The following is a 20,394-nucleotide window of genomic DNA, read 5'->3' on the forward strand; positions in this document are numbered from 1 at the left end:
ACATCGTGACGTCTCTTGAGAGCGCGGAAATGCCGCAAAAAACATTGTCCTGCTGGCCGCTTGCGTTCAGCGCGGGGTTACTCGGTGTCGGGCAAAACGGCCTGCTGGTCGCGATCCCTGTACTGGTGATTCAGACAAACCTGAGTTTGTCGATTTGGGCGGCTTTGCTGATGCTTGGCTCAATGCTGTTCCTGCCGTCTTCCCCGTGGTGGGGAAAGCAAATTGCCCGTATTGGCAGTAAGCCTGTGGTGCTGTGGGCTCTGGGGGGATACGGTGCAAGCTTTACTCTGCTTGGGCTGGGAAGCATGCTGATGGCGACCGGCGCTGTAACAACAGCGGTGGGGCTGGGAATATTAATCATCGCGCGGATCGCCTACGGGCTTACCGTGTCAGCGATGGTACCAGCCTGTCAGGTCTGGGCATTGCAGAGAGCGGGGGAAGGGAATAGCATGGTCGCTCTGGCAACCATTAGCTCCGGCTTGAGCTGCGGCAGACTATTCGGGCCGTTGTGCGCGGCGGCGATGCTGGCAATTCACCCTCTGGCGCCGATGGGGCTGCTGATGGCAGCGCCACTGCTGGCGCTGGTGATGCTGCAGCGGTTGCCTGGCACGTCACCGCGGCCTACAGCGGAGCGCAAGAGCGCCAGCCTGAGGCTGGATTGCCTGCCTTATCTGCTTTGCGCGCTGTTATTAGCTGCGGCGGTGAGCATGATGCAGCTTGGTCTTTCTCCCGCCCTTACTCGCCAGTTCGCTACAGATACCGCCGCTATTAGCCATCATGTGGCGTGGCTGTTAGGGCTGGCCGCAGTTGCCGCGCTTATCGCACAGTTCGGGGTGCTCCGCCCGCAGCGCCTGACGCCGATGGCGCTGCTTTTGAGTGCCGGAGCGCTGATGATTTGTGGCCTGGCGATAATGTTCGCTGAACAGCTATGGTTGTTTTACCTCGGCTGTGCGGTGCTGTCGTTTGGGGCGGCTCTGGCAACACCTGCTTATCAGCTTCTACTGAATGATAAACTGACAGACGGCACGGGTGCGGGCTGGATTGCTACCAGTCATACGCTTGGCTATGGGCTTTGTGCATTGCTGGTGCCGCTGGTGTCGAAAAGTGGTGCCGCCGCTGCGGCGCTGATTATAGCGGCTTTTTTCGTTGCTGTTTTATTTACCATAATATCTATTTTCATCTGGTTCAATCTAAAGTTTTCAACAGCTGATAGGGCTGTTAATGGCTAAATCGGTTGATGCTTAGAAGAGGACAATGACGAATCTCTGGAGATAGGCCACTGTGGGAGAGCGTTACGATAAAACGCAGACCGTAGCAGCATTAATTAACGAGGACGTGGAGGTCATCAATGCTTACAGCTTTCAGTTGGCTTTACTAACCAAGGACTGCGCGTTGCTCACGTACCGCAGCGAGGTTGTCGATTCAAAAAGACGCTTCGTTCGTCAATTTGGCAGAGGAGCCATATTTGTACAAATCATCAGAAATGTTGGCAGCTCAGATTTCACCAAGGGACGCCAGTGAAAGATGTTCAGGAAGAAGGGCAGGCACGCAAGATGGCGAATTAAGACAGGTGTGTTCGTGTTGTACCCCAGCCCGAACCGCTGTTCGGATTACCACCATCACCGGAATGACTTCCCAGACCAGAACTACCGGACAAAATGTTCTGAAAGTGGTATCTGGAAAGTAGCAGGAACTCCTTCCACAACAGCACCAATTACCAAAGGCAATGTAATGCCTCCGTACAGAGGAAAGGGCGTAACCTGGAAATTACCCCAATACGCTTAACCGTTAAACTTACACCGAAGGCCAGTCAGGATATGGATAATATCTGGTACTACAGTTGTCGCCAATACCGGCAACCGAGAAAAGTCATCTAGGCCTTGGTCGGTTATAAGGCTCCACGCTCAATGGAAGTGTATACGCGGGTTGCATGGGCAGATCGATCTCGGAACCTGCGTGGCGTTTGCCAGCCTCCTCTCGATGCAGGCTGGGTCAACCCGCGTACCGGAAAATGCAGTACAGCAGGTGCTGGCCGGTAAAGGCTGCAAAGTCACGTCGCTGCTGAAGCCTGTGGTGTGGACCATGCGAACAAACATTGAAAATGATATTCATTATTATTAATATTCTCACTTTTGTAGCTATTTCGCAACCATGCGTAGAACAAGGCAATACTGTTCGGTTTGTGTCAGGGTTAATGCCGAAGCGTCCAGCTCCGGCCTGAACCGGAAAGCCCCGAGCGGGGGCAAAAGGACTTAATTACGTGAGCTTGTAAAACATGCTCCCGGCGATTTTGGCTACCAGCGCTCACGCTGGAGTACAAAATTCTGGCAATCAAAATCAATGAGATAACCGGCAGCCAGTTACATGCAGGAACCGTTCGCCGCTGGTTGCCTTCTGCGGAGCTTGTGTGGCGCAGGGCCGCGCCAACTCTGCGAATCCGTGACCCGCATAAGGATGAAAAGATGGTGACAATCCACAAAGCACTGGACGAATGCAGCGCAAAATATCCGGTTTTTTATGAAGATGAGGTGGATATCCATCTTAATCCCAAAATCGGTTCGGACTGGCAGTTGCGCGGACAGCAAAAACGAGTGGTGACGCTTGGTCAGAATGAAAAATATTATCTGGCTGGCGCACTGCACAGCGGAACAGGTAAAGTCAGCTATGTAGGCGGCAACAGCAAAAGTTCGGCGCTGTTCATCAGCCTGCTGAAGCGGCTTAAAGCGACGTATCGGCGGGCGCAAGCCATCAGGCGGACGTGGACAAAGCCGGGAAACGCAGCGCTGGTTAAAGTGTAGCGGTATTCGGCGCAGCTATTTAGATAATCTTTGTTTTCATTGATGCACCTGAACAGAGACGACCACATCACCTCTGTTCAGTGGTCAAATTCAGTAAACTACTACAATGCTGTTAATTAGAGTGGGATTTGTCTAGAATAGAAAAATAATCGTTCTAACCCCTTAACATATCTCTGGAGATTTATGTCAGTTTTGCAAGTGTTACATATTCCGGACGAGCGGCTTCGCAAAGTTGCTAAACCGGTAGAAGAAGTGAATGCAGAAATTCAGCGTATCGTCGATGATATGTTTGAGACGATGTATGCAGAAGAAGGTATTGGCTTGGCGGCAACCCAAGTTGATATCCATCAACGTATCATTGTTATTGATGTTTCGGAAAACCGTGACGAACGGCTGGTGTTAATCAATCCGGAGCTTTTAGAAAAAAGCGGCGAAACAGGCATTGAAGAAGGTTGCCTGTCGATCCCTGAACAACGTGCTTTAGTGCCACGCGCAGAGAAAGTGAAAATTCGCGCCCTGAACCGCTACGGTAAACCATTTGAACTGGAAGCAGACGGCTTGTTAGCCATCTGTATTCAGCATGAGATGGATCACTTGGTTGGTAAACTGTTTATGGATTATCTGTCACCGTTGAAACAACAACGTATTCGTCAGAAAGTTGAAAAACTGGATCGTCTGAAAGACCGGGCTTAAGGATAAGATGTATTAGTCGCGATTTGATCTGGTACATGGCCTTGAAAGCGAGAGTCTGCAGTTTAGCGCGCCTGAATTTGGTGCAATAGCCTCAGTGGATGATGAAAGCGCCGCTTGGTCGCAGGGCATTCTGAGCTTCAGCGATAAACCTTTGAGTGAAGTGATTGCCACGCTGAGCCGTTATCGCAACGGCGCGCTGTGATGCGATCCAACGGTGGCTTTGTTACGCCTGAACTGTAGCATCTGCTGGGTTGCATCGGCATCTTGGCTGCGGGTAAAGACATGGCGCAGTTGGTGTTTCTTCCAAGCTTCGCCCTAATAAAACGCGAAGCTATTCGGCGTTGTCGTGTTTGTGCAACAACGAGACACGGAAATCCACTTCCGCACACTGACTACTTCAGGAAAGCCAATGAGTCCATCCACTCAGGCTATCAGGACATCTTTCAGCCCCCCCCTGTTTTGCAGGTCAGTCCCACAGACAATCAGAGCTGGGCCGAGGGCGTGATCGGAACCGCAGTCGTGGCTATGACGGGCTGTCTCGTTGAATGCTTACGGCTTGCAGTTGCTCAGGATGTCTTCGTTCTTTTTACCATCATAGGTGGAAAGATTCATGTTGCTGCCTTTGCCCCACAGCTCGTAGATGTAATCCTTGTTGAGCGGCACATAGCGCATGCCTGAACCACTAACAGCCCGCTTCATCGGGATCAACTCATCCATCTGCTGGATGACAGCATAGTCCCCGATGTAGACCACATCCAGCGTTTTGCTGTCATCGCAGGCGTATTGGGTGTGGGTGACTTCATCTGCCATAGCCCCCCCGGGGACGCTCAAAGCAAGCAGAACGATAGAGGAAAATAGAGATTTCATGAAAGTTTTCTCCTTGTTTCGTTATTCTGAGGGCGGGCATGAACGACGTTCACGACTTCAATGTGTGCAGCTGTGACCCTGTATATCACTATGTGATGAGTGTTTGTCAAAATCGACCTCCTCGTCGCGCACAACCCGCTTACAGCGAGATCACCATCGCGCTTTGGTGTTCTATCTGCGCCCACACAGCCAAGTGGGGAGCCGATGCTCTCCGGAGGAGAGAAAATGCGGGCCATCTATCGGAACTCCTTGCGGTAGATGACCACAGGTATGTCATAAATACCTTTATTTTCCCCACAAGTTTGCAGAAAAGTCAAGCAGATCCACAGCTCGGTCATACCATGCCCAGTGAGATGTGACTTTACCAATCCAATGGCCGCTTCCAGGGTTGGCTCCCGCTCAATAGGAATAACATGATGGCAGTTATCGCATTCAAAAAGTCCTACGGTAGCCCGTAGAGTCAGAGCGAAACGCTGAGTTCTTGCCGAGTCGGTATAACGCTGGACAATACTGGCCTGCATTAGCCGCTCCAGTATTCGGTAAAGGGTCACACGATCGGGAGCCTGCTCATGTGTGCGCAACGCTTGCTTCCAGTCATACGTTTTGGCTACTGGTGTTGCCATATTTCCCCCTCCGAGTCATGTCATTTGAATTCTGGCAGGAAGCCGGTATTATTGCAACTTGATTGCATTAACGTTTAGCGGCATAAGGCTGGATGCTATGAAAAGAACACCGCTCATTATCCTTAATGGTTTTCTGGGAGCAGGAAAAACTACTCTGCTAAAAAACCTTCTTACACAGGCACACAAACGGCGAATGGCTGTATCCGTCATCGTTAATGACATGAGTGAACTTGATGTGGATGGCGTCCTGATAGCCAACACAGAAATCGTTGATGCAGCCAGTAACAATTTTGTGAGTATTTCAGCAGACAGTATCAGCAGCAGAAGTGGGATCCAGAAGCTGGATTCCGCGCTGAAAAACCTGCTCGAAAAACGGTCTCCGGATTTTATTTTACTGGAAACGTCAGGCAGCAGCCATCCTCTTCCCCTGGTCCGCTATCTGCGGGAACACCCCCAGGTAAGTCTTAAAGCATTTTTGTCGCTTGTAGATACGGTCATGCTTAATGATGACTACGACGGTGGAAAGAAGCTTATTCCGGTTTTCCAGGAGCACCTCAATAAAGGGACCCGGGGAGTGGAAAGCCTGCTGGCAGAACAGATTATGTTCTGTAATAAGCTCTTGTTAACCAAAAACGACAGATTACCCTTCTATGTTGTTACTGAGGTAGCCAGAGCCATACATCCACTTAATCCGCAGGTTGCAATTATGGCTGTGCCCTGGGGAAATTTACAGCTGGATGAATTGCTTTCCATGCCGGATTACGATTTTCATCGGGTGGCGTTACTTATTGATGAGCTTCAGGATGCAATTGATGCAGTTTTGTCGGATGAACCCGACAAAAAATATGATATTTCGTGGCGGGTCATTGAGGATGACCGTCCATTTCATCCGCAGCGGCTGTGGGATACCTGCCACCGATTTATGGGTTCCAGGGTTTACCGCAGCAAGGGTTTTTTCTGGCTACCGGGAAGGGATGACCTGGCATTACTGTGGAACCAGGCCGCAGGAAGCATCAATCTCGAATTCATAAGCTACTGGAAAGCCGGGGTCCTGACCCACACTGATAATTCACTGACAAAGGAAGAACGCGCAGCTATCCATGAGCAACTGGCAAAAATGCCGGGCAGATTTGGTGACCGGCGCTGCCGCCTGACTGTTATTGGCGAGAGCGGCGAAATTGACGATTTTGTCCTCGCGTTGCGCCAGTGTTTACTCACTGAAGAGGAAATTCGCTGGTGGCAGCAGGGGGGAATTTTCCACGATCCCTGGCCCACGAAAGTGGCCCGGCTGGCTTAACAGGTTATTTTGTAGCGACAGATGATGTTATGTTATAACGTTTTAGTGTGTAATTTTATCGGTACAGAACATGACTAAACCTACCCGCGCTGAACAAGAAAAAATCCTGGCAATGCCGTCAGAAGACTACATGAACCCTGCGCAACAGGACTACTTCCGGCGGCTTATCCGCCACGAAAGGCAGGAGGTGCTTGATCATATAGACCAGATGAAGCAACAGTTGCAGGAGGATCCAGAAACGGGTGACGAAGGTGACATCGCCATTCGTGAAGAACAGTTACGTCTGTTGTTCAGACAGATAGACAGAGAAAGCCGCCTGTTGCCGAAATATGATGCAGCGCTGATACGGCTTGAAAATGGAGAATATGGCTTCTGCCGGGATACAGGCGAACCTATCGGTCTGCAACGCCTGCTACTCAGGCCCACCGCAGAATTAAGTATTGAAGCCAAAACAAAGGAGGAAAAAGTTGAGATTCAGTATCAAAAGAAATAAAGCGGTGGCCCAAGCGGGGGGCAGGGTAGGGATGAGAGTAAATATCAGATCAGGCAGGTATATATGAGTATTGCAGCCAAACAAACCTTATGCCCCGGCATGCTACCGGATATTCAGTCCACTAAGGGTGACGGTGAGGGAGAGTCATTATCCTGGGTTGGCATGGAGCAAATTGACCTGCCGATAGACATCGCAGGTAGGCCGGTATCAGCAAAGGTCAATGCCGGCATAAACCTTCTCAGTTCACCTGAAGCTGAAAAGGGGATCCATATGTCTCGCCTTTATCTTCTTCTGGACGAACTGACACAAGGGGAAATCACACCGGCATTATTGCAACATGTGCTGAAAGCATTTCTGGTATCTCATCAGGGACGTAGTGATGAAGCCAGTATTGAGATTTCAGGGGATTTGTTACTGTCGCGTAAGTCGTTAAATTCTAATCACTCCGGCTGGAAAGCTTATCCTCTGACTCTGAGCGCCGAACTCAGGCAATCTTTTACGGTTACCCTCAAAGTGGGTATCCCTTATTCGTCAACCTGCCCGGCTTCCGCTGCACTTAGCCGCCACGTCGCGGGTTTGCAGTTTAGCAAAGACTTTGGTAACCGGATCGACAGGCTCCCGGCAGCAGAAATAGCCGACTGGCTTGTTGAGAAAGGAATGCCGGCAACCCCGCACAGCCAGCGAAGCTGGGCATGGATGGATATCCGTCTTAATCCTGAAGCAAAATCACTGCCTGTGCTTGAGCTGATTGATTATGCTGAAGTTGCTCTCGGGACAGCCGTGCAAACGGTCGTCAAGCGGAGCGACGAACAGGCTTTTGCAGTGGCTAACGGTCAAAATCTGATGTTTTGCGAAGATGCTGCCCGTCGGCTCAATAATGTTTTTCGTTGTGCATCCTTTTGTGAAGCATTTGATATCAGGGTTGAACATCAGGAAAGCCTGCATCCCCATAATGCCGTTGCCCGTATTCACTGGAAAGGAAGTAAAAATGTTACGTAAAAACCCATCAGGTCATACCCCAGTGGTGTCAACAAAGGCCTATATCGATCCCACCGCGGTAATTTGTGGACGTGTCATTATTCATGATTATGTTTACGTCGGACCCTATGCGGTTATCCGTGCTGACGAGCTAAATGCAGACGGGGATATGGATCCTATCATTATCCATTCCCACTCTAATATTCAGGACGGAGTGGTTATTCACTCAAAAAGCGGCGCGCCAGTGACGATAGGAAGCGGAACATCTATTGCCCACCGTGCAATAGTGCATGGCCCCTGTCAGGTTGACGAGCGGGTATTTATTGGATTCAACAGTGTGTTGTTTAACTGTCATATTCAGACGGGTTGTGTTATTCGCTATAATGCAGTTGTGGATGGCGTTACCTTGCCTGAGAACACCTATATTCCATCAACGGAACGCGTGGGGCCAGATTCCGATCTTAAAAGTTATTCGAAAGTGGATCCCGCTTCTTTACAATTTTCAGAAGAAGTCGCCAGCACTAATGTCAAACTGGTGGAAGGTTATCAGCTGTTGCGAAATGAATTCTGAGTATGGCTCGGCTGGTGTCGTTAACATAACACCGTATTATTAACGATTTGTTATTAATGTAGCAAAATGATACTTGCCTCATCAATCCTTTTGCGGAGGAGGCTTTTCTGTTTTACTAAAGAGGTAGCGGTGAAACTTTTTATTAATGATCTGACGGTCATGGATTTTAGTTTCCTTGATGCGGAGGCCGGACTGATTGGCGATAGCCTTATCGTTGATATTATTCTTGAAGGGGATCTGAATGCTGAATCAATGGTAATGGATTTCTCACATGCAAAAAAAAGTATCAAACATGAAATTGATAAACTGGCCGATCATGTCCTGATTGTGCCGGAACAAAATAGTCATATTATTGTTAGTCATGCGGGGACTACGACGGAAGTCGCCATGCTGCGTAAGAATGGGGAGACCCAGTGTTTTATTTCCGGGCCGCAGGAGAGTTTCTGGCTGGTCCAGGCAGATAATATTACTTCCCGTTGCCTTGAATCCCAAATAGAAAAACATTTACTGGCGTGTTTGCCGCAGGGAGTAAAAGACATAACGATAACGTTACGGCCGGAAAGTATTAGTGGTGACAGTTATCATTACTCGCATGGACTGAAAAAACACCGCGGAAATTGCCAGAGAATAGCGCATGGGCATCGCTCTGCGATCAGAATTTTTGTGGATGGTGAGCGAAGCCATATGTGGGAACAGGAGTGGGCAACGCGATGGAATAACGCTTATCTGTTAAGCCGGGAAGATGTCGTTACAGTGACAACACTTTCACCGCGTGCCGTTACATACTGGCATAAGGGGCTGACATGTTCTTCCTGGCGAAGTTCTCAGGGATACTTTGAAATCATGCTTTGTTCTGAGGTAGTAGATATTCTGCCGTGTGATACCACGGTTGAGTCACTGGCTTTATTTATCAGGCAATCAATTGAGCACGGTTTACCCGCAGCGAAAATAGAAGTCCATGCCTTTGAGGGAGTGGGTAAAGGCGCTATTGCCTGACACACTATTCTACTGTTCAGGGGTATTGATCTGTTTTCTCTCGTAAAACTACAATACCCGGTTTTGTAGCCATGTATCTAATAAAAGGTGAGTCAACTACCTTTCTGTTTTTCGCTAATGACGATGCATTTCTGAACCAGATGTTATTGTGGTCTTTGATAATGATCCCAACATGTGAAACATCCAGTCCTCTTTTTGTTGAATAAATACCCACATAATCACCTGTTTTCAGTTTATTTATTACCTCTTTATCTATTGCAGAAGCCGGTATATAGCTTATCCGGCGTGAGATAATGCCGAGACCCTTAACATATTCTTGTCTTTTATTCTTTTGGTTTAGCCGTTTGTTGACAGTAATAGTATACGGGCTGATGTCCTGAGTAACATCTTGTGCATTTCGCGGAGATGTGACCGCCCAGTCCGTGAAAAAATGTTTTCTGCCAGTAAAATCAATCATCCCGTTTGTATAACGGGTCTTAACAAGTTCAGATACATAAGTTTGCCAGCTACTGGCGTGCGCCATGGAGCGAACATAATCAATAAAAGTAAAACAATCCACGGTACTGGGGTTAGTGACCAGCCTCTCTTGCATCAAAGATGATCCAATAAGTGTATGCGCCTGATAAGGCGTTCCGAGGAAACGGGAAGATATCTCAGCGATACGTTCGCCATAGCTAAGTTCATTCCCGTGAAAAGAGACGGCGGACAGGATTTCGTTAACTTTGCTCTGGCTTTCTTGCGTATCGTATACATTGTGCATTAGTTGTTGATGCCTGGCGAGTGCTGTACAGGTATACAATGAAAGCAGGAATGAAAGCAGGCAGGCAATGCGCTTTTTCATTTTATATTACCTCTTCCGTCTGTATTCGCTATCCCACCATGTTCTTTGTCATTCCGCTGGCAGGAGGGGGGTGTGTAACCTTTTGTTTTTCATTTGATAATGTCTATCCAGATATGTTCAGTCTTTTGCGATGGCGCTTAACACCGTTCTCAAGGCGAGCAAAAGTTGAAACATTTTCTCCATCTGACAGAATCGTAGTTAGTTATTAGTTATCAGTTATACGTTATATCATACTGTAAATTGTATGCCTTAGCGTGAGACGTATTTAAATGGCAAAGATTATCTTTACCATTTAATAACATTTCCATGCTTTCCCTTAACATATTCAGGCACTCCCTAGTGACGCTTTTAATGCAACAAGGTTGCGTTAATTTGTGGGTTAATGCAACATAGTTGCTGTTAATCACTGAGCTATGTCGGGATACGAAAATGTCAGAAGCGCTTATAACAGAGTCAGAACCTCTCACCTTTACTCTTCCTGATGGCTCTCTGAAGCTCGTCAGAAAAGGGACCACGTTGCAGAACGTCGCGGAAAGTATCGATTCTTCCGTCGCGAAAAACGCCGTGTATGCTGAAATCGATGGCCAATATATCGATCTGATCGAGGCAGTGCAGAAAAGTGGCACGCTCAATATCATCACGCTTTTTGACGAAGAAGCGTTGGACCCGTGCACGCTGGAACAGCTTGAGGGGGAGTGTAAAAGTATCCTTCATCTGGTGCTTGATATTTATAAGCAGTTTGGATTTGAAGAGGTCGAAATCAAGTTATCCACCCGTCCTGAAAAACGCATGGGAAGTGACACCGACTGGGATCGGCTGGAAAACGCGCTTTCAGCCTCTCTGGAAGCTCAGGGATTACAATGGTCGGTAAATCCCGGTGAAGGGGCTTTCTATGGCCCTAAACTGGAGTTTGTGTTGCGCGACGCGATCGGTCGTGACTGGCAGTGCGGGACGCTACAGGTAGATATGAATCTGCCTGATCGATTCGATATTGGCTACATTGCCGAGGATGGTTCGACAAAACGCCCGGTGATGTTACACAGGGCGCTCTTCGGCTCTCTTGAGCGTTTTACCGGTATTCTTCTTGAACACTACGCTGGTAAACTGCCCGCCTGGCTGTCGCCGGTTCAGGCCGTGGTCATGACGATTACTGATAAACAACATCGATACGCGGAGCAGGTTCTGAAGGCACTTCGCCGGAAAGGACTTCGCTGTGAGACCGATCTTCGTAATGAAAAAATTGGATACAAAATCCGGGAGCAGACGCTGGCCCGCATTCCTTTCCTCCTGATTATTGGCGATGCGGAGGAAAATGCGGCGCGTGTCACCGTACGCGATCGTACGGGGAAATGTATGGGAACACTATTACTCAACGAAGCAGCTGACTGCATTGAGATGTGTTGCCGACCGCCGGAGGTGCGCCTTGATTAATCAACATGGAGGCAGTTCGTCCCTGCGCGAGAACCGTTGTCATATCTGGCCAGTGAAGAAGGATGATACCCAAAGTAACGATATTGCTTTTTTTGAAAAGGCATTCAGGGAACAGTCCAGTCGATGGGGGCTGTATGAAATTGTTCTGGGGTGTCCTGGAGAGGGCAACATATCGCTGTATCAGTCCGTCAATCAGGGGGCTGACGTTCCGCATATTCTGATTGCGGCAGGGTTTCATGGAGAAGAACCCGCGGGATGCTGGGGGATGCTGGATTTTCTGCGCGAAGGCTCCCCTGAATTGTTTGATAACGTAGCTGTGAGTTTTTTACCGCTTGTGAACCTGTCTGGCCTGAGTGCTGGCTGTCGGCTCAACAGTACTGGACAGAACCCAAATCGCGGCTTTACCAATGGGGCAGAGGTCGAACCTTCAGTTGAAGGAAAAGTACTGCTTAATTATGAAGCGCTTCTGAAAAACGCAGCCAGACACGGTGTGCTCTGTTGTCACGAGGATATTCTTCGCCAGCAGGCGTATCTCTACACCTTTGAACATACTGCCCGTCCAGGCCATTTTAGCGTAGCATTACGTGATGAGCTTGAACGCTTTTTCCCTGTCATGGAAAAAGAGCGGGTTGATGGCTGTGAATGTGAGGATGGCATCATCTTTAACCATTTTGATTCGTCATTTGAATCCTGGTTGTATTCTTCAGGTTCCGACGTCGCAGCGTGCACTGAAACGCCGGGATTGCAACCCTTTGCAAAGCGAGCAGAGGCAAACCGTTATTTAATCGGCGCGTTTATCTCATCCATACTGGAGCGCAACAGTATCGGGGGCGGGATGTCATGAAGCCTTTATTACTGACCAATGCATTAATAATCAGTGAGGACATGCGCTATCAGGCCGACATCCTCATTGATAAGGGACGGATCCAGAAAATTGCCTCGTTTATTCCCTCCCGACCGGAATGGCTGGTTATTGATGTGCGAGGGAAATGGGTGATCCCCGGTATGATTGATGATCAGGTTCATTTCCGCGAACCCGGTCTGACGCATAAGGGAACCATTGCCACTGAATCCGCTGCCGCAGTAATGGGAGGCATTACCAGTTTTATGGAAATGCCGAACGTTACGCCACCCACGACAACCCGTCAGGCGCTGCGTGAGAAATTTCAGCGTGCCTCGCGTTCTTCGCTGGCGAACCACAGTTTTTACTTCGGCGCGACGAACGATAACCTTGACGAACTGAAAGCGCTTACGGCTTCGCAAGCCTGTGGGGTGAAGGTCTTTATGGGGGCTTCTACCGGGAATATGCTGGTGGACGATGAACAGGTGCTGGAAAGTATTTTCGCTAATGCCCCTTGTCTTGTGGCAACACATTGCGAGCATACCCCGACAATAAAGCAAAATGAGGCGATATGGCGGGCTCGTTTTGGGGATGCTATTCCTCCTGGCGAGCATGCCGCTATTCGTTCTGTGGACGCCTGCCTGACATCCTCCCGCCAGGCCGTCTCTCTGGCGAAAAAACATCGTACCCGATTACATGTTCTGCACATTACCACCGCAGACGAACTTGTTCTCTTTGATGCAGCCCCCACGCTGGAGGCGCTGCGCCAGAAAACCATCACGGCTGAAGCCTGCGTTCATCACCTGTTTTTTAATTATGACGATTATGAAACGCTGGGGCATAAGCTCAAATGTAACCCATCCGTAAAAACCTCGTTTCATCAGGAAGCCCTCTGGAAAGGCGTTAATGAAGGCATTATCGACGTTATCGCAACTGACCATGCGCCGCATTTACTGGAGGAAAAGCAGAGTGACTATTTTGCTGCGCCTTCCGGCTTACCGCTGGTGCAGCATGCTCTTCCTGCACTGCTGGATATGTGCAGCAGGGGGATTTTTACCCCGGAAATGGTGGTGAGAAAGACCAGCCATGCTGTAGCCGAGCGCTTCCAGCTCAAAGATCGCGGCTATATCAGGGAAGGCTATTGGGCGGACCTGGTGGTTATCGATCCGTTCAGTCATCAACAGATAATCCGGGAGGATGTGGCATACAAATGCGGATGGTCTCCCTTTGAAGGCCGGATTTTGTCAGGCGGTGCGGTTGATATGACGCTGGTAAATGGCCACGTTATCTGGAATGGGCACACCATACAGCAGAAGTACGGCCTGCCACTGGAATTCTGTCGCTAGCCACGTATTTATTTTGCTCAGGCTTAACTTCTCCCTGAGAACGCAGAAGAAAAGGTACATTTTGTGAGTATTATTATTCCTGGTTCTTTCCCGGCGCGACGACTGCGTCGCTCTCGTACCCATTCTTTCAGTCGCCGTCTGGTCGCTGAAAATCAGCTGACCGTAGATGACCTGATTTTACCTGTATTCATTATTGAGGGGCAAAACCTGCGGCAGGAAGTGCCGTCGATGCCGGGTGTGTTTCGCCTGTCGGTTGATATGTTGCTTCATGATGCCGCGCAATTTGTTCAGGCAGGTATACCTGCTATTGCACTGTTTCCGTGTATAGAAAGTTCTGCTAAATCGCTGATGGCAGACGCTTCGTGGGATCCATCCGGTTTAGTACCGCGAACTGTAAGGGCGCTGAAAAAGGCTTTTCCTGAACTCGGGGTGATAACTGACGTTGCGCTTGACGCCTATACGTCACATGGTCAGGACGGCATCATTGACGAACATGGATATGTGCTTAATGAGCCGACAAAAGAAATTCTCACCAGACAGGCGCTTACGCACGCTGAAGCGGGTGCAGATATTGTCGCGCCAAGCGACATGATGGATGGCCGCATCGGACATATCAGACAGGCATTTGAAACGAATGGCCTGCTGACTATTCAGATCATGGCATATTCAGCGAAATACGCGTCAAACTATTACGGTCCTTTTCGCGAAGCCACTCAATCTGCCATGGCGCTGGGCAAACGGGACAAAAAAAACTATCAGATGGACCCGGCAAATGCGATGGAAGCGTTGCATGAAATTGCCCAGGATTTGCAGGAGGGGGCAGACATGGTGATGGTTAAGCCGGGCATGCCATATCTGGATATTATCAGGGAAGCTAGGAAAACTTTTGCAGTACCCGTTTTTGCCTACCAGGTTTCCGGTGAGTATGCGATGCATATGGCCGCGTTCCGGCATGGCTGGCTCGACGAAGAGCAAACGGTGCTTGAGTCACTTATATGCTTCAAACGCGCCGGGGCAGACGGCATATTGACTTACTTTGCCAGCTCGGTAGCTCAGTGGCTTAATCAACATCAACGGGAATATTGATTCCCTGTTTACAAAATGAGCGACCTCTTCCTGTTCCTAGGCTTTCACCAGTCCAGTATGTGTTTCCCGATCTGTCACCACTGATTCGGCATATCAACGGGCAAATAGCTCACGCATTTCAGGCTCACAGTCAGGGGCAACTGGATAAGCAACTTGCAGAAGAATACGAGCTGATTGTCGCCGGTTATCGACTGCTTTGATGGCTAGGTTGTAAGCTGGTCGATAGGAACACGCCCGGACGCGACGCTGGTGAATACGATGCTCTATGAAGCACTCGATACGCTCAACGAACATGATAAACCGGTAATACACAGCGATCGTGGTGGCCATTACCGGTGGCCGGGCTGGCTCGATCGTATCAACACATCCGGACTTATAAGGTCCATGTCGCGCAAAGGATGCTCGTCGGATAATGCTGCGTGTGAAGGCTTCTTCGGGCGTATCAAAAACGAAATGTTCTATGGCAGAAACTGGGCTGGTATCACGCTGGAAAAATTTATCTGCTTCCTGGACAGGTACATACGCTGGTATAACGAGAAACGTATCAAGCTATCTGGATTGGCCCCTATATTTCCATACACTTTTTATCACTTAACCCATTACTGGTACGCCGCCGCAGATATTCCCGTGGCGAACGATATCCCAGCGCACTATGCGGATGCCATTCGTTATAATGTTCGAAGGCCTCCGCAAGGTTCTTTACCGCTGTTAACCCGTCGGGCTTCGACATGATGCTGATGTAATCGCGCTTCATCGTTTTGACGAAGCTCTCTGCCATCCCGTTGCTTTCCGGGCTGCGTACCGCCGTATGTTTAGGCTCCAGTCCTACCATTCTGGCGAACTGACGCGTCTGATGAGAACGATAAGCTGAACGTTGTCTGTCAGCCATTCTACTGGGGATGCTGGCAGGCTGCTGCCGAAGCGTCGTTCCACCGCACCCAGCATGACGTCCTGCACGGTTTCGCTGTCATATCCACCGGTACTGGCCGCCCAGTGCAGGGCTTCACGATCGCAGCAGTCCAGTGCGAACGTTACACGCAGTTTTTCGCCATTATCACACCTGAACTCGAAGCCGTCAGAGCACCACCGCTGGTTACTTTCCCCTACAGCCACTTTCCCTGTATGCGCCCGTTTCGAGGGCGGTATTGCAGGTTTACGCTCAAGCAGCAGCGCATTCTGACGCATGATGCGGTATACGCGTTTGGCATTGATAATGGCCATGTCGTCAGTTTCTGATTGTCTGCGCAGCAGTGCCCACACCCGACGATAACCATACGTTGGCAGCTCGCCAATAACGGTTTGGATACGGTCCAGCGCTTCAGTATCATCAGGCTTGCGCTTGCGTCGACGATCCTGCCAGCTCTTCGACCGACGAGCCATGGCATGCAGTTGCGCACGTGAGACCCGGAGGCAACGGCTGACAAGGCTTATTCGCCATCCTCCGGCAACAAGGGCACGTGCGCTATCCACTTTTTTTGGCGGCCATATTCAACGGCTTCTTTCAGCAGCTCGTTTTCCATAGTTTTCTTGCCCAGCAGGCGCTGCAGTTCTTTAATTTGCTTCATTGCCGATGCCAGTTCCGACGCGGGCACAACCTGTTCACCCGCGGCAACGGCGGTAAGACTGCCTTCCTGATACTGCTTGCGCCACAGGAACAGCTGACTGGCGGCAACACCATGCTGCCGGGCGACCAGCGAGACGGTCATACCGGGTTCAAAGCTCTGCTGAACAATGGCGATTTTTTCCTGAACACTGCGCCGTCTGCGCTTCTCTGGACCTAAAACATCAATCATCCGGACTCCAACGACTAGTCTAAAAACTAGTATTAAGACTATCACTAACTTAAGTTATACCAACTGTCTGGAGATTCATGGGGCCAGTCTACTATCATTAGGTGCAATGAGTCCGGTGAAGTACCGGCAGCATCTTGGGATCACAACATAACAGTCCAGGAAAACATCCGCAGCCCCAAAAGTGACATTAGAATATTGGAGTTACAGACTTTGTCTAGCCAATATAAGATCGCGGTCCTGTGCTGAGCAAAATGAAGGCTTAGCGTACACGACGCGTGTGAATTGTGCTGAGACGACAATAACGCTTTGTGCTGACAGCATTTGTCAAGGCTCAATTGAAATGTCCGTTATCCAGCTCAATTAAAATGACCACTTTGATCTCTCATTCTCTTTACTGATAGACTTTCCTCCGACTGAAACAACAGGATGATTGAGCCCATGCTTCGATACGAGTTAACGCCGAACAATGCAGGTTTTATACTGTGGGGAGATTCAGAAGCCCTGAATGAATTACATGAACTCATTCATTACATCGTGGATGAAAGCCCACTGATTAAAGTTAAAGACGGATTTATGTTATCCCTTGCCTATGATATTCGTAAAGCACGGGAAGGTAATCGTCGTGTTGAGCAACATCAGTATGATCAACATGATACATATAAGCTTTATGGTGTTGAGCTTTTATGGCCTCTGGTCCTGGTACAGTCCTCAATACTCAGAAACTCAATGGGTTATATTCAGACAGACAAAAACCAGCTGTCTGTCATGTATGCCTTTGAATACCTGATAGAATCAGCATTAACAGAGTCTGAGAGAACAACGTCGAATGATATTATGCTAACAGTAAAATATGCATCAGACTCTGATTTTAATTTCATTGAGGATAATATTGACAGCAGGTGCTGCTATTTTATCAGCCTATCTCCGGAGCAAAGAAAAAAGCAGTTAATCAGTATTGTTCGTTCTTTTCATTCATTATGGGGTAAGTATGCCCGTGAAAAGCAGGACATAAAGATGCTGAACGAAATGAATAATACATCATGGGTCTGGCCGGACAATATCAACTGGTGAGCAACCACTGTCCGGCCAGTGAGTACCATCAGCGGGCTCTTTTACCAAAAATGTCCTCTGAACGTGACTGAAGCTGTTTGAGTGCTTCGAGCATGTCATCATTATCCAGTGAGCGCTGGGATTTCTTCCCTTCCTGCTTTGGCCGTCGTCGGGAAGGGCCATCTCCAGCGGGAATTGACTGAGAGCGCGTGTTATCCCGCTTGCTCTGCACCAGACTGATAAACTCCAGGGTTCGGCCAAGACGCTTGTTATCGACAATCGCGCCCTGGTCGATTTCTGACAGTCGGTCGTAGGTAGAGTAGGGAAGTAGCGTACCGTTCAGGCGCAGCTCTTTTCTGCCATCAGGATAGTGATACACATCGATATATTTACCTATTGCACGGCGACTCAGTTCGCTGTCTTCAATCAGGTACAACATTTTATCATATTGTATCGTCAACGATTTTGAGACTTTACGTTTTTCACGAACAGTGAAAATAAGCCCCAGGTCCTCATCATGTTCTACAGCACGGTGTACGTCAAAATCATGTCGCGGTACTTTGCCAAAACGGCGGTTATAGTCAGCCATATAGGCCTCAGCGAAGTCATTTGCAGCCTCCATTGAACAAATGCCCTGTAACCGCAGCTCTTTGACCAGACGATCCTGTAAAATTACTATTGAGCCATTACAGCATTAGTGCGCTTAATGTACGTTATGTTAAATCCAGGTCGCGGTAGGGATACCCGTTACCGGGTACCCCCCGCACAGATCCCGGCGTGCGCTATTCACGCACCGGGCTCCTGCCTTGGGTGTCTGGCGGTGAACCGCTCCACAGGCCATGGATGCAGAACCCGAACCTTCGGCAGCCATACGGCTGCCAGTCTGTTTGCTTTCGTCCATGTCGTATCATCCTGCTGGCTCCTGCGCCTCAGCGCCCGTCGCCAGAGGTCTGTTACGTATATCCTGAACTTCCGCATCATGGGATAGTTGCCCGGGACTGAGTGGTAGTTCAGGTATCCCTGAACCACTCTCCTGAGCCATTTTCCCTGTTCGGGGATTGAGTAATGCCAGCGCTTTCGTAGTCCGTCCTTGATCGCTTTCAGTGTCGCCGTCATCCTGTCCCGGCGTGTCTTTCGTATCAGCATGAACCTGCCACTACGGTCTTTCCCACTGATATGCGTGAACCCGAGGAAGTTGAACGTTTCTGGTTTACCTTTTCCCCTGCTGGCGCGGTTTTCGGCTGCGAAGCGGCCGAACTCCATCAGTCGGGTTTTCTTCGGATGTACCGTGAGTCCGAACTCCTTCAGTCTGCGCTGCATGGCTATACGAAAGCATTGAGCGTCGATTCGCTTGTCGAACCCGATGACTATGTCATCTGCGTATCTGACCATGACCACATTGCCTGTGGCATGGCGGCGTCGCCACTGATGCGCCCACAGATCGAAGACATAGTGGAGGTAGATGTTTGCCAGCAGCGGCGAGATAACCGCACCCTGTGGGGTGCCTTCCTCCGATGCCCGCCATTCTCCTTCCTCTGAGGTCCCGGCTGTGAGCCACTTTCGTATGAGCCTGATTACCCTCTGGTCGCCGATTCTGTGTTCTATGAACCTGATTAGCCATTCATGGCTTACCTTGTCGAAGAACTGACTAATATCGGCATCCAGTACCCAGTTTACATTGGTCCGAACCAGCCCTGTGGCCAGTGCGTCCAGCGCATTGTGCTGGCTTCGCCCGGGTCTGAACCCGTATGAAAACCCCATAAAGTCATTTTCGTAGACTGCATTCAGGATCTTAACCAGCGCATACTGGACGATTTTGTCCTCCAGTGAGGCGATGCCGAGCGGGCGCTGTTTTCCATCCGCTTTCGGGATGTAGTGCCGCCTGCCGGGCTGAGCCCTGTAACTACCCTGATGAAGCCTCCGGTGCAGATCTGCTATGTTGACCTTCAGGTTTTCGGCGTAGTCCTTCCACCTGACACCATCAACTCCGGCAGCCGCTTTCCTGCTCAGGGAGAGGAATGCGTTCTCCAGTGCCTCTGCTGTCAGGAGGTGGAACAATGCGGTAAACCGTTCTTTCTTCCGCTGCTTCGCAGCTTCCCGCACGCGTGACAGCCTCTGTGACATACTTTCCCGGCTCTGCGTCCGGCGCATGTGTGGCTGTTCCGCGTTTCCCTTGGCCCCGCTCCTTCGCTCCACTGACTCCGCTCCTTGCGGATTGTTCGCCAGATTCGCAGCTACTATGAGCGAGTCCGACTTCTCCTCTCCGTACATCACCGGCTTCGGCTCCTCGCCTTCCCGGTGCGGGCCATCTCCGGCACTGGCAGATGGTCAGAGGGGAGATCTCCCGGTTCCCGCGTAAAGATCGTATTGACATACCAGGGTCTCAGACCCCGCCGGGTCCATATGGCACTCGCAGTAACGCACCCTATGATGTTGCCTTCCGTAAACAGTACAACGTCGGCACCCGGGAATTTAATATACATTTCGTGGCTCAATGGCTGGCCTGTCAACACCCCTGTCAACGCTTCGCCCCATACCTCACGGTATACAACGCATGACTCGGGGACCCTGTGGATTGCTGGTCCTTCAATGGTCGGGGACTTTCACCCCTTGATCTTTACCGGTCTCCCGGCGCACACTGTATATATATACAGTGCTTTATCAGACACTAACCTCTCACGTTGTAAGTC

At 49.8% G+C, this 20,394-nt stretch carries 18 protein-coding genes and 5 pseudogenes; 17 read left to right on the forward strand and 6 right to left on the reverse strand.

Annotated features, from left to right (window positions below):
* The first annotated feature begins 29 nt into the window (after positions 1 to 29).
* From KB892_RS28530 to KB892_RS28555, 6 genes and pseudogenes are all read left to right on the forward strand, one after another.
* Positions 30 to 1,229 carry an MFS transporter gene (locus tag KB892_RS28530; protein WP_088476450.1) on the forward strand — a complete coding sequence of 400 codons (1,200 nt, stop codon included), beginning with the start codon at positions 30 to 32 and terminating at the stop codon, positions 1,227 to 1,229.
* Positions 1,230 to 1,281: 52 nt separating this feature from the next.
* Complete coding sequence (locus tag KB892_RS28535) at positions 1,282 to 1,521, forward strand: hypothetical protein (RefSeq protein ID WP_004145299.1); 240 nt, start codon at positions 1,282 to 1,284, stop codon at positions 1,519 to 1,521.
* Positions 1,522 to 1,956: 435 nt separating this feature from the next.
* Complete coding sequence (locus KB892_RS28540) at positions 1,957 to 2,121, forward strand: hypothetical protein (RefSeq protein ID WP_223174999.1); 165 nt, start codon at positions 1,957 to 1,959, stop codon at positions 2,119 to 2,121.
* Between the two features lie 135 nt (positions 2,122 to 2,256).
* A pseudogene (locus KB892_RS28545) lies at positions 2,257 to 2,750 on the forward strand (IS630 family transposase); the annotation flags it as partial.
* 231 nt (positions 2,751 to 2,981) lie between these two features.
* Complete coding sequence (gene def / locus KB892_RS28550) at positions 2,982 to 3,491, forward strand: peptide deformylase (RefSeq protein ID WP_004145290.1); 510 nt, start codon at positions 2,982 to 2,984, stop codon at positions 3,489 to 3,491.
* Positions 3,492 to 3,540: 49 nt separating this feature from the next.
* Positions 3,541 to 3,690 (forward strand): annotated as a pseudogene (locus tag KB892_RS28555) (iron dicitrate transport regulator FecR); the annotation flags it as partial.
* Between the two features lie 350 nt (positions 3,691 to 4,040).
* Here the strand turns inward: KB892_RS28555 and KB892_RS28560 are convergent.
* Together KB892_RS28560 and KB892_RS28565 are read right to left on the reverse strand one after the other, a co-directional pair.
* Positions 4,041 to 4,358, reverse strand: a complete 318-nt coding sequence (locus KB892_RS28560; protein WP_004213915.1) for a c-type lysozyme inhibitor — start codon at positions 4,356 to 4,358, stop codon at positions 4,041 to 4,043.
* Between the two features lie 236 nt (positions 4,359 to 4,594).
* Positions 4,595 to 4,981, reverse strand: coding sequence for a helix-turn-helix domain-containing protein (locus tag KB892_RS28565; RefSeq protein WP_004902159.1), 387 nt, complete (start codon positions 4,979 to 4,981; stop codon positions 4,595 to 4,597).
* A gap of 97 nt (positions 4,982 to 5,078) precedes the next feature.
* On the opposite strand from KB892_RS28565, the gene KB892_RS28570 reads away from it, so the two are divergent.
* The 5 genes from KB892_RS28570 (at position 5,079) to KB892_RS28590 (ending at position 9,316) form a co-directional block, all read left to right on the forward strand.
* Positions 5,079 to 6,278, forward strand: coding sequence for a CobW family GTP-binding protein (locus KB892_RS28570; RefSeq protein WP_101992397.1), 1,200 nt, complete (start codon positions 5,079 to 5,081; stop codon positions 6,276 to 6,278).
* Positions 6,279 to 6,348: 70 nt separating this feature from the next.
* Positions 6,349 to 6,771, forward strand: a complete 423-nt coding sequence (gene dksA, locus KB892_RS28575; protein WP_004214547.1) for an RNA polymerase-binding protein DksA — start codon at positions 6,349 to 6,351, stop codon at positions 6,769 to 6,771.
* Positions 6,772 to 6,834: 63 nt separating this feature from the next.
* A complete protein-coding gene (folE2, locus tag KB892_RS28580; RefSeq protein ID WP_011251270.1) occupies positions 6,835 to 7,770 on the forward strand; it encodes a GTP cyclohydrolase FolE2 in 936 nt (311 codons plus the stop codon).
* Positions 7,760 to 8,320, forward strand: a complete 561-nt coding sequence (locus KB892_RS28585) for an LbetaH domain-containing protein (protein ID WP_004214543.1) — start codon at positions 7,760 to 7,762, stop codon at positions 8,318 to 8,320. Before folE2 ends, KB892_RS28585 begins: the two co-directional genes overlap by 11 nt.
* Positions 8,321 to 8,449: 129 nt before the next feature.
* Positions 8,450 to 9,316 (forward strand): tunnelling fold family protein, encoded by an 867-nt coding sequence (locus KB892_RS28590; RefSeq protein WP_011251271.1) that lies wholly within the window; start codon positions 8,450 to 8,452, stop codon positions 9,314 to 9,316.
* A gap of 16 nt (positions 9,317 to 9,332) precedes the next feature.
* On the opposite strand, the gene KB892_RS28595 is transcribed toward KB892_RS28590, so the two are convergent.
* Entirely contained in the window at positions 9,333 to 10,157 is an 825-nt protein-coding gene (locus tag KB892_RS28595) for a DUF1460 domain-containing protein (RefSeq protein WP_004214540.1), read from the reverse strand.
* A 429-nt stretch (positions 10,158 to 10,586) separates the two neighbouring features.
* Here KB892_RS28595 and KB892_RS28600 point away from each other — a divergent pair, with 429 nt between their 5' ends.
* The 5 genes and pseudogenes from KB892_RS28600 to KB892_RS28620 all read left to right on the forward strand — a co-directional run.
* On the forward strand, positions 10,587 to 11,588 hold the full coding sequence (locus tag KB892_RS28600; protein ID WP_011251272.1) for a threonine--tRNA ligase: 1,002 nt from the start codon (positions 10,587 to 10,589) through the stop codon (positions 11,586 to 11,588).
* Complete coding sequence (locus KB892_RS28605; protein ID WP_004214538.1) at positions 11,581 to 12,432, forward strand: M14 family metallopeptidase; 852 nt, start codon at positions 11,581 to 11,583, stop codon at positions 12,430 to 12,432. The genes KB892_RS28600 and KB892_RS28605 overlap by 8 nt, the downstream gene beginning before the upstream one ends.
* Complete coding sequence (locus KB892_RS28610) at positions 12,429 to 13,775, forward strand: dihydroorotase (protein ID WP_011154555.1); 1,347 nt, start codon at positions 12,429 to 12,431, stop codon at positions 13,773 to 13,775. The genes KB892_RS28605 and KB892_RS28610 overlap by 4 nt, the downstream gene beginning before the upstream one ends.
* Positions 13,776 to 13,838: 63 nt before the next feature.
* Positions 13,839 to 14,861, forward strand: a complete 1,023-nt coding sequence (gene hemB, locus KB892_RS28615) for a porphobilinogen synthase (protein ID WP_101992398.1) — start codon at positions 13,839 to 13,841, stop codon at positions 14,859 to 14,861.
* A gap of 174 nt (positions 14,862 to 15,035) precedes the next feature.
* Positions 15,036 to 15,431, forward strand: a pseudogene (locus KB892_RS28620) (transposase); the annotation flags it as partial.
* Here the strand turns inward: KB892_RS28620 and KB892_RS28625 are convergent.
* Positions 15,427 to 16,654, reverse strand: a pseudogene (locus KB892_RS28625) (IS3 family transposase). The pseudogenes KB892_RS28620 and KB892_RS28625 overlap by 5 nt on opposite strands.
* Before the next feature lie 438 nt (positions 16,655 to 17,092).
* On the opposite strand from KB892_RS28625, the gene KB892_RS28630 reads away from it, so the two are divergent.
* Positions 17,093 to 17,725 carry a DUF6904 family protein gene (locus KB892_RS28630; RefSeq protein WP_001567369.1) on the forward strand — a complete coding sequence of 211 codons (633 nt, stop codon included), beginning with the start codon at positions 17,093 to 17,095 and terminating at the stop codon, positions 17,723 to 17,725.
* 28 nt (positions 17,726 to 17,753) lie between these two features.
* Here the strand turns inward: KB892_RS28630 and KB892_RS28635 are convergent.
* Together KB892_RS28635 and ltrA are read right to left on the reverse strand one after the other, a co-directional pair.
* Positions 17,754 to 18,374, reverse strand: a pseudogene (locus KB892_RS28635) (ISNCY-like element ISKpn21 family transposase); the annotation flags it as partial.
* Between the two features lie 116 nt (positions 18,375 to 18,490).
* A complete protein-coding gene (gene ltrA, locus KB892_RS28640) occupies positions 18,491 to 19,978 on the reverse strand; it encodes a group II intron reverse transcriptase/maturase (RefSeq protein WP_023332914.1) in 1,488 nt (495 codons plus the stop codon).
* Between the last annotated feature and the right edge of the window lie 416 nt (positions 19,979 to 20,394).

It is taken from the genome of Klebsiella sp. P1927, assembly GCF_018204675.1.
Taxonomy (GTDB): Bacteria; Pseudomonadota; Gammaproteobacteria; order Enterobacterales; family Enterobacteriaceae; genus Klebsiella; species Klebsiella pneumoniae.